General features: G+C 39.3%; 8 protein-coding genes. All 8 read left to right on the top strand.

Translation table 11 applies throughout. The features are described from left to right. Positions 1 to 356 precede the first annotated feature (356 nt). The 8 genes from VB713_RS19160 (at position 357) to VB713_RS19125 (ending at position 9369) form a co-directional block, all read left to right on the top strand. Positions 357 to 1343: an ABC transporter ATP-binding protein gene (locus VB713_RS19160; RefSeq protein WP_323313101.1), complete on the top strand. Its 987-nt coding sequence runs from the start codon at positions 357 to 359 to the stop codon at positions 1341 to 1343. Continuing rightward, the gene (locus VB713_RS19155; RefSeq protein WP_323313100.1) at positions 1344 to 2156 is read left to right on the top strand and encodes an ABC transporter permease; all 813 of its coding nucleotides are present in this window, start codon (positions 1344 to 1346) and stop codon (positions 2154 to 2156) included. 142 nt (positions 2157 to 2298) lie between these two features. After that, complete coding sequence (locus tag VB713_RS19150; protein WP_323313104.1) at positions 2299 to 4116, top strand: GldG family protein; 1818 nt, start codon at positions 2299 to 2301, stop codon at positions 4114 to 4116. Between the two features lie 172 nt (positions 4117 to 4288). Beyond that, positions 4289 to 4906, top strand: a complete 618-nt coding sequence (locus tag VB713_RS19145) for a DUF4340 domain-containing protein (RefSeq protein ID WP_323313099.1) — start codon at positions 4289 to 4291, stop codon at positions 4904 to 4906. A 21-nt stretch (positions 4907 to 4927) separates the two neighbouring features. Continuing rightward, positions 4928 to 5782: a formyltetrahydrofolate deformylase gene (gene purU / locus VB713_RS19140; RefSeq protein ID WP_323313098.1), complete on the top strand. Its 855-nt coding sequence runs from the start codon at positions 4928 to 4930 to the stop codon at positions 5780 to 5782. A 192-nt stretch (positions 5783 to 5974) separates the two neighbouring features. Next, complete coding sequence (locus VB713_RS19135; protein ID WP_323313097.1) at positions 5975 to 7351, top strand: lipoxygenase family protein; 1377 nt, start codon at positions 5975 to 5977, stop codon at positions 7349 to 7351. A 41-nt stretch (positions 7352 to 7392) separates the two neighbouring features. Next, the gene (locus VB713_RS19130; protein ID WP_323313096.1) at positions 7393 to 8424 is read left to right on the top strand and encodes a catalase; all 1032 of its coding nucleotides are present in this window, start codon (positions 7393 to 7395) and stop codon (positions 8422 to 8424) included. A gap of 330 nt (positions 8425 to 8754) precedes the next feature. Further along, complete coding sequence (locus VB713_RS19125; protein ID WP_323313095.1) at positions 8755 to 9369, top strand: hypothetical protein; 615 nt, start codon at positions 8755 to 8757, stop codon at positions 9367 to 9369. Positions 9370 to 9469 lie beyond the last annotated feature (100 nt).

The raw sequence follows: 9469 nt of genomic DNA, 5'->3' as shown, positions 1-9469 counted from the left end.
TACCCTACGGGAAGCAAGCTACAGAATGACACTTTTAACCCGTTTTTAGTATAAAGTATCAAATGTACAAGACTTTTGCCAATTTTCAAAATATTAGGTCTGAAAACCAATAAATTACTTTTTGGTAGCCATTACCCAAAAACGTATATACCTCAAAGCAAGCACCAATAATTTTCTCTGTAATATCCGAATATTTTAGTTTCTCTATCACCATATCTTTTTTGTCTAAATCACGGATTGGTAAGGATTTAGGGATTTCACGGAAGTAGTTTATCATATCCTTAATCATGATCATCAGTTAATCACTTCACTGGCAACATCATCCATACAGTGTCATCCTTAAATCCTTATAATCCGTGATAGAAGTTGAACATCTCAGTAAAATATACGGTTCCACCCCAGCCATCACAGATGTCTCCTTTAGAGTCGAACCAGGAGAAATTTTAGGTTTATTGGGACCAAATGGTGCAGGTAAAACCACAACTATGCGGATTTTAGCCGGCTATTTACCCGCAACCAGAGGAACAGCCAAAATTGCAGGTTATGATGTCCAGGAAAATTCCCTCGCAGTCCGTCAGAAAATTGGCTATTTACCGGAAACACCGCCGTTATACCCTGAAATGACAGTTGAAGGATTTTTGCATTTTGTAGCTCGAATTAAGGGGGTATCGTCAGGCGATCGCTCTCAAAAAGTCCAAGCCGCTATGCAACGCTGCAATTTACAGGAAAAACGCCAAGTCATAATTCGCAAACTTTCTAAAGGTTATCGTCAACGAGTTGGTATTGCCCAAGCCATAGTCCACGATCCCCCAGCCATTATTCTCGATGAACCCACTGTAGGACTTGACCCCCGACAAATTATTGAAGTCCGAAATTTAATCAAAAGCCTGGCCGGAACCCACACAATTATTCTCTCAACCCACATTCTCCCAGAAGTGAGTATGACCTGTAACCGCGTCGCTATTATCAATGGCGGTAGAGTCGTAGCCACTAACACACCAGAAAATCTGATGACACAGTTGACGGATGGTTCTGGATATGATTTAGAAATTTCAGGAGAAGTAAGTCTAGCAAAACAGGTATTGCAAAATATATCAAATGTGATTTTGGTAGAATCAATGCCGACCAGTTCTCAAAACCGCGCCCACCTGCGGGTGATATCGCAACCAGGAACGGAACCAGGGCAGAATATCGCGGCGGCTTTGATTCGGGGCGGATTTGGTTTATATGAAATGCGGCGAGTCAGCGCTACCCTAGAAGATGTGTTTTTGCAACTGACTACAGAAGAAAAAAATTTGCTACCTGAAGCAGACTCAGCAGCCACAGAAGGAGAAGCCGCATAGATGGGTATTGTTCTGGCTAATATTATTGCTATTTATCGCCGGGAGTTACAAAGTTATTTTGTATCTCCTTTGGCTTATGGTATTGCTGGCATATTTTGGTTTATCGCTGGCTTATTCTTGGTGATGATTTTATTAGGGCCCGGTGGAATTTTACCCACAGTCGCCGCCTATGACATCCAAGGACAACAAATAGGCGTACCAGTACCACCAATAGATGTTCCTTACGAATTTGTACGGGCATTTTTAGACAGAATGGGCTGGTTATTGCTGTTTATCTTGCCGATTTTGTCAATGGGATTATATGCCGAAGAACGTAAGCGGGGAACATTAGAATTATTAGCCACATCACCAGTTACTAATTGGGCTGTAGCCGTGGGTAAATTATTAGGAGTGCTAACATTTTTCACAACTCTGATTTTACCTTTACTCGGATTTGAAGCGATCGCACTCAGCAGTTCAAATCCACCCATGTCTCCCATCATCCCTTTACTCGGTCATTTAGGATTAATATTATTCGCCGCAGCACTTTTATCCATAGGAATGTTTATTTCCTCACTCACAGACAGCACACTTTTATCCGCAGTCCTCAGCTTTGCAGTCATCATATTCCTGTTATTCATAGATTTAATTGCCAAAACTATTCCCGGTCCCATAGGCACAGCTTTAGGTCATATATCCTTACTAAAACATTACAACACCTTAATTCAAGGCATTTTTGACACCAGCAGCTTGATATTATTTGCCAGTTACATCATCTTCGGCATCTTTCTCACAGCCCAATCAATCGACGCACTCCGCTTCCAACGTCGGTAGAAGAAGCAGGGGGGCAGGGAGCAGGGGGAAGGGAGCAGGGAGCAGGGAGCAAGGGAAAATGATTGTTACCCATTACCCATTACCCATTACCCATTACCCATTACCCATTACCAATTACCAATTACCCATTACCCAGTCCCAAATGATTAAAAAGAAACCTTGGAAACTTATATTTTTACTAGGACCATTTCTGATTGCAGCTGGTTTAGCGATGGCACTTTTATCAGAAAAATGGGGATTAATACCTTTAATATTACTAATTTCTGGTATTGTTATCTGCACTATCTGGATAGTACTACAAAACCGACAGAGTAAATGGTGGCAGCAGCGTTCCACCCAAGCAGGTACAAACGCCATTATCGCCACCTTTGCAGTATTAACAATACTAGGACTAATTAACTTTTTGAGTACTCGCTACCACCTCCGGGCAGACTTAACAGAAACTCAGTTATTTACCCTCGCCCCCCAATCACGGGAATTAGTGCGTACCCTACCCCAAACAGCTAAAGTCTGGATATTTACCAGAGATCAAAATTATCAAGACCAAGAATTATTAGAAAATTATCGTCGCCAAAGTAACAATTTTAAATTTGAATATATTGATCCTCAAGCTAGGCCAGGACTAGCAGAAAAATTTGGAGTCAAAGATTTTGGCGAAGTTTATCTAGAATTTGCAAACAAACGCCAATTAGTACAGACAGTAAATGAAAATGAACGCCTATCAGAAGTTAGATTGACAAATCGTCTGCAACAAATCACCACTAACAGCACCGCTAAAGTTTACTTTCTCCAAGGTCATGGCGAACACCAACTTGCAGCAGGTAAAGGTGCCGTATCAGAAGCAATTCAAGGATTAACTGACAAAAATTTCACCACCTCACCACTGAATTTAGCCGAAAGTTCTCAAGTACCTGAAGATGCTACTGTTATCATCGTCGCTGGACCAAAAAGAGAATTATTTCCCAGTGAAGTCAAATCTTTGCAAGACTATCTAAATCGTGGCGGTAACTTATTGCTGATGATTGACCCCAATACTGACCCAAAAATTGACAGCTTGCTGCAAGATTGGGGTGTAAAACTAGATAATCGTTTAGCTATAGATAATTCTGGACAAAGCTTAGGACTTGGGCCAGCAGCACCTTTAGTCACAGAATATGGAGAACATCCTATCACTAAAGATTTTGGTAATGGTATTTCTTTCTATCCCCTAGTTCGTCCTTTAGAAATTACCCCAGTTCCAGGTATCGAGTCTACTCCTCTATTAAGAACAAAACCTTATCCCAGCAGTTGGGCTGAAAGTGACCAACAAAGCGAAAATTTAGAGTTTAACGAAGGTAAAGACCTCAAAGGTCCTCTAACTTTAGGTGTGGCTTTAAAAAGAAATTTACCAACACCAACAACTTCACCAACCCCAACAACTTCACCAACACCAACAACTTTACCAACCCCAACAGCTTCACCAACACCGACAGCTTCACCAACACCAACAGCTTCACCAACACCAACAGCTTCACCAAATCCAACAGCTTCACCAAATCCAACAACTTCACCAACACCGACAACTGCACCAACCTCAACAACTTCACCAACCTCAACAACTTCACCAACCTCAACAACTTCACCAACCCCAACAGCTTCACCAACCCCAACAACTTCACCAACCTCAACAGCTTCACCAATAGCGTCTACCAAAGAATCACGTTTAGTAGTATTGGGAAACTCAGATTTTGCTACAAATGGCTTATTTCAACAGCAATTAAATGGAGATGTATTCCTCAACTCAGTAACTTGGCTGAGTCAACAGGATCAACAACCCCTTTCCATTCGTCCCAAAGAACCGACAAATCGCCGCCTCACCATGTCAACTATCCAAGCAAATCTATTAACAATATCTTCTTTATTGCTTTTACCTTTTATCGGTTTGGCAACAGGGGCTATTATTTGGTGGAAACGAAGATAGATATTTATAACTAGTACCGCAAGGCGGAAGTCAAAAGTCAAAAGTCAAAACGAAGACAGCGTAAGTTTTTCATAGATTTGGAATGGTTGGTTTATTTACGCTGTTCTGTACTCGTGACTGGATAAGAGTTTGCCCAATAATCAATCCCCAATCACCAATGACCAATTACTAAATGAAACGCACAACTTTAATTTTAATACTTTTAGCCCTGGGTTTAGGTGGTTTTGTTTACCTTTATGAAATAAAAGGTGCAACTCAGCGCGAAGAAGTTAAGGAAAATAAGCAACAGATTTTTGCTTTCACTGCGGAGGATATCCAGTCTTTAACAGTCAAAACAAAGGACATAACATTAAATTTAGAACGTAACGATAAATCTGAACTACCAAAATGGCTAATTAAATCACCAATATCAGAACCCGCTAATGATGCGATTGTTGCTTATTTGTTGGATTTATTAGTCAAAGGCAAAAGTGAGAAAACTTTATCTATTTCTACTAGTCAATTAAGTGAATTTGGTTTAGAACAATCACAAACAACTATCGAGATTAAACTCAAAAATCAGCAAAGCCATCAGTTAATTATTGGTAAACCTAATTTTAACAATAGTTTTTTGTATGCTCAAGCTGATCCCACTAATCAAACAAATGATAGTATCAATATATTGCTAGTATCTAAAGATTTTTTAAATGCAGTAAATCGAGAATTATCTGAGTGGAAAGAGGCAGGAAAAAGCAGCGAATCACAGCCCTTACCTGGACTTCCTGAAGAACTTCCCACAAATAGTAAATAAACAAATTATTAGTCAATTTTTATGCATAAGCCGACAGCAACTTTACTTATTTCCTGTCCTGACAAAAGAGGATTAGTAGCAAAAATAGCCAATTTTATCTATTCCAATGGTGGAAATATTATCCATGCTGACCAGCATACAGATTTTGCAGCTGGTTTATTTCTCACTCGCATAGAATGGCAGTTAGATGGGTTTAATTTACCACGAGATTTGATTGCAAAGGCATTTAATGCAATCGCTCAACCTTTAAATGCTAAATGGGAATTACACTTTTCTGATACTGTTCCACGTCTAGCAATTTGGGTTAGTCGTCAAGACCATTGTTTATTTGATTTGATTTGGCGACAACGCTCAAAAGAGTTTCATGCTGAAATTCCATTAATTATGAGTAATCACCCTCATTTACAGGATGTAGCTGAAAAATTTGGCATTGACTACCACTATATTCCTATTACTAAAGAAAATAAAAAAGAACAGGAAATTAAACAATTAGAATTACTGCAACAGTACAAAATAGATTTAATTGTATTGGCTAAATATATGCAAATTGTCAGCGCCGATTTTATTCGACAATTTCCGCAAATTATTAATATTCATCACTCATTCTTACCAGCTTTTATTGGCGCTAATCCCTATCATCGAGCATTTGAAAGAGGTGTAAAAATTATTGGGGCAACGGCACATTATGCGACTGCGGATTTAGATGCAGGCCCAATTATTGAGCAAGATGTGGTGCGGGTAAGTCACCGAGATGAGGTGGATGATTTGGTGAGAAAGGGCAAGGATTTAGAGCGAGTTGTTTTAGCAAGGTCGGTAAGATTGCATTTACAAAATCGTGTCTTGGTATATGGAAATAGGACAGTGGTTTTTGAGTGATTTTGGTAATCGGTAATTTGTTTATTCCCGTTACCTGTTCCCTATTTCCTAAATCTTGTATGCTGATGCTGTATTTATTGATGAAATCTGTATTAGATAACTACGATCTAGGAGTAGAAATAGAACTGGTGTTCTTTTACTTCAAGGTTTACTCTAGAACTATCACCTATATATGATAGCACATTAACAACCATGAACCTACCATCCAGTAATCGTAAGGAACGCTTTAAATACTATGGCACAAGCGGTAAAGACGTTCCTCGATTTGATCCTGACAGTCCCTTACCCAAAGAACTTGAACCCACTCTCAGATATGAAGCTCATCTCGGCTTACGGGCTTTACCCACTTTATCCCTATTTTCCATTTTCAACTGCCTTTTTAGTAAGATGGGTCGCTTCCGGACTATGACTGGTCTGCACCTGAAAAAATGGATGCCCGCGAACTTAAGTCGGCTGCGCCCAGATAAACTCAGCGATGAATATTTTGTGGAACGACGTTTAAATGGATTCAATCCTGGGAAACTGAACCATGTTGAAGGGAAAGAGTGGCAATACGTAGTTAATTATAAGACCGGAAAATATGAAACCGAATTAGGAGGAATTCTACCCGAATATAGCGAGGCTCGTTTTGTCCTACGCGATCGCCTCCTGCACGTTCATTCCATCGAGTATCGCCTGAAAGACCAACGGATGATCTGTGTTCCTACAGATGGACAACAATGGGAAGATGCCAAATATTATTTTCGTAGTGCTGAATACGTCTTTCAGGAAATCCAGTCTCATTTGGGACGAACTCACATGAATATGGATCAGTATGCGATGGCATTCTACCGTAATGTGATCAAAAATCCCATTCATGAACTATTGTATTCTCACTTTGAAGGCTTGCTCAGTATTGATAAAAGAGGTGCTTCTCTGATTATTGGGAATAAGGGTTTTATCCCGGAAGCCTCTGCGTTAGATCCAAAAAGTGTAGATGGGGTACTGATTGAGGAAATTGCTGTTTTGAGTTATCGTTGGTCTCCGGCAAAACAAGCGCTACCAGATCGCATAGATAATAATTATTTTGACAGGTCAGCCCTGGCAATGTGGGAATTACTGGAAAAATACGTTGCCGATTTTTTTATCAATAATCAGGAAGGAATACAAACCTATTGGTCTGAAATTGAAGCAATGTCCCAAGAGTTGGTGGCGCATTCAATTCTCACGCCTGAGTTGGGAACCCTAGCTATTAATGACCAAGAAGACTTGCAACAACTTTGTGTTTATATTCTTTATCATTGCACCTTCTTTCATTCTTGGGTGAATAATAAACAATATGAAGATGGTGGCGATGTTGAATATGCTGCCATCGGATTGTGGGATAAAGAAGATCCCAACTATGATCCTCAAAAAGTTGAAGAACGACACGACTCCCAAGTTAAATTGATGTGGAGTTTAGCAAACGTTCATTATAATCCTGCGATTGAATTTGCACCTCTTCCTCTCAAAAAATTGCTTTGGGAATATCGCGATCGCATCGAACCAGGTATTCCTTTAGATTGGATTATGATGAGTATCAATATTTAAAAAAAAGACAAATTTTTTACACCTCAACTAGTGAGTGATCAATGAAAAAAAATTGGGAAACCATTCTGTTCTTTTTTTACTTAATTGGTGCTGTACTACTATTTAGTTTAGCAGCGTTTAAAAACAAGGGACGCTCAACCCACAAATATGGCGTTGGGGGAATAGGAACTCTGAAGGTAGTTGATCTCCCGGAATTTCCTGAACACGAGTTTTGGCAAGCTGGGAAAGTTTTCCCCGTACAAATTCGGCATGGTGCGGTAACATTTGAGGACGATGCAGCGATGGATCTTCGCAGTGCTTCTCTCAAACTTAGCGATCGCCCAGAAAAAAGCCCCCTTGATATTATTATGAATACGGGACCGCGAACCTTTCGAGATATTATCGAATTTTGGAATTTTACACTGGCATCGGTACGAGGCAAAAAGGAGGATGAACCCGTGAGTTCTCAGGGACTCATGGCCTATTGTCAAAGCCAACCCATCTTCAAAGAGATTTTTGCCGAAACTCTGCGACGCGCTCCAGAATCTTTTAGTCAGATGTATTATCACTCGAAATTAGTCAACTATTTTAAAGCTAAGGATGAGAAAATCAGGTATGTTAAATACCGTTTGATTCCCGAAGATCGGGGAGTAGATTCTGGTTATATATCTGGGAAAGATTGGGAAAATCCTTGGCTGCAAAAGCGCCTTCCCGAAGAGACAAGAGCAATTGATTATCTTCGTCAGGAATATACTGAAAGACTGTCAAAACAACCAGTGATTTTTCATCTTCAACTGCGCTTACATGAGGATATTCAAGGGCATAAAACCGAGATATTTACACAGGAGCGAGAGTGGAGTGAAGAAACTTCTCCTTGGCTCGATTTAGCAACAGTAACTATTGATCGGGCGCTTTCTTTTGAAGAAACGGAGAAACTATCTTTTAACATTGGCAGACAACCGGATTCTTTGGGCGCTGTGGAGAGTTTTTCTGCCAAAGATCCGAATTCGATCAATGCTGCCCGCGTTCGGATTTATGGGTTATCTCTAGCCATTAGGAGTTTTATTTACAAACAAAGTCACAAGTTTAAGTAGGTAGGAACAAATAAAGCGTAAGGATTCAGGATACAGAATATTTGATATAGCAGGAAACAGGTAACAGAAGAGAAAAATCTTCTTCTTCTTCCTCCTGAATTCTTACAATAAAGCGAACAAGGTTGAATTTAGAAAATCAAGTGTTGGTATAGAAATAAAACAGTAGTTTTTGTATGAGATTATCAATCATCACTAATGTAGGTAGATAATCTCTACTGCTACTAATTTGTTAATTGCTTGACACTAACATATTGAAGAATTAGCAAATACTTTCTGATATTGGTATACTTAAAGGCAAGTACCTAAAAAATCGAGATTTATACAAAAAATATGCCTAAAAAATTACAATCATCAACTGATTTAAAAGAGCTTCAGACAGAAGAAGCGGAACGAGAAGAAAAACTAATGCAAGATGTTCTTCTCTTATTGAAGAATTTGATTTATAGGGAAGAAATTACAGTTAAGTTGATTTTAAATTGCCTCTATGATGCTGGATCAACTAATTTGATTAACCAAAAGTTTCAGTCTCGGACTCTTAATAAAACTCTGAAGGGGATTTCTAAATTATCTAAGCCAGCATTTAGGCTGATTGCTTGGCAATGGTTTAAGAGTAATTGCCCTAAGTTGATTGCTAATTGGCTAAGAAGCAAGATTGAGTTCAAAATAGTAGAGAATGAAAAAGTAGAAAATGCAAAAGTGGAGATAGTCGCAGACAATGAAGATAGCAATCTCATCTCTCTGCAAAATCATCAGTATCAGGTTTACGAGGTACAACAACTCCAATCTCAAGTGAAATTGCTGGCTAGTCTTTTAGTCGGTACAGTTACTATATTAGGTGGTAGCTTTATTTGGGCAGGTTATTCTTTAGAGCGATCGCATCTACAAGTGGTAGAACAATTGCAAACTCAGGTAAAAACCCTGGAGGCTAGTGTTAAAAAGCAATAGCGGCATCAGTCAGAGTTCAGTAAAATCTTTTCACCCCATCAGATAAATATGATTTGGAGCGCTTCCCTATCACTCTTTAACAAAGCTCAATTTGCCAGAA

The organism is Anabaena cylindrica UHCC 0172 (assembly GCF_034931625.1).
In the GTDB taxonomy this organism is placed as follows: Bacteria; Cyanobacteriota; Cyanobacteriia; order Cyanobacteriales; family Nostocaceae; genus Anabaena; species Anabaena cylindrica_A.
Note: the sequence above shows the minus strand (reverse complement) of the source record. Positions and strands in the feature narration are given on the sequence as shown.

Bases quoted from the DNA above. Each gene is read 5' to 3' on its own strand.
- VB713_RS19155 (WP_323313100.1), top strand. From the start codon at position 1,344: ATGGGTATTGTTCTGGCTAATATTATTGCTATTTATCGCCGGGAGTTA.
- VB713_RS19150 (WP_323313104.1), top strand. From the start codon at position 2,299: ATGATTAAAAAGAAACCTTGGAAACTTATATTTTTACTAGGACCATTT.
- VB713_RS19145 (WP_323313099.1), top strand. From the start codon at position 4,289: ATGAAACGCACAACTTTAATTTTAATACTTTTAGCCCTGGGTTTAGGT.
- purU (WP_323313098.1), top strand. From the start codon at position 4,928: ATGCATAAGCCGACAGCAACTTTACTTATTTCCTGTCCTGACAAAAGA.
- VB713_RS19135 (WP_323313097.1), top strand. From the start codon at position 5,975: ATGAACCTACCATCCAGTAATCGTAAGGAACGCTTTAAATACTATGGC.
- VB713_RS19130 (WP_323313096.1), top strand. From the start codon at position 7,393: ATGAAAAAAAATTGGGAAACCATTCTGTTCTTTTTTTACTTAATTGGT.
- VB713_RS19125 (WP_323313095.1), top strand. From the start codon at position 8,755: ATGCCTAAAAAATTACAATCATCAACTGATTTAAAAGAGCTTCAGACA.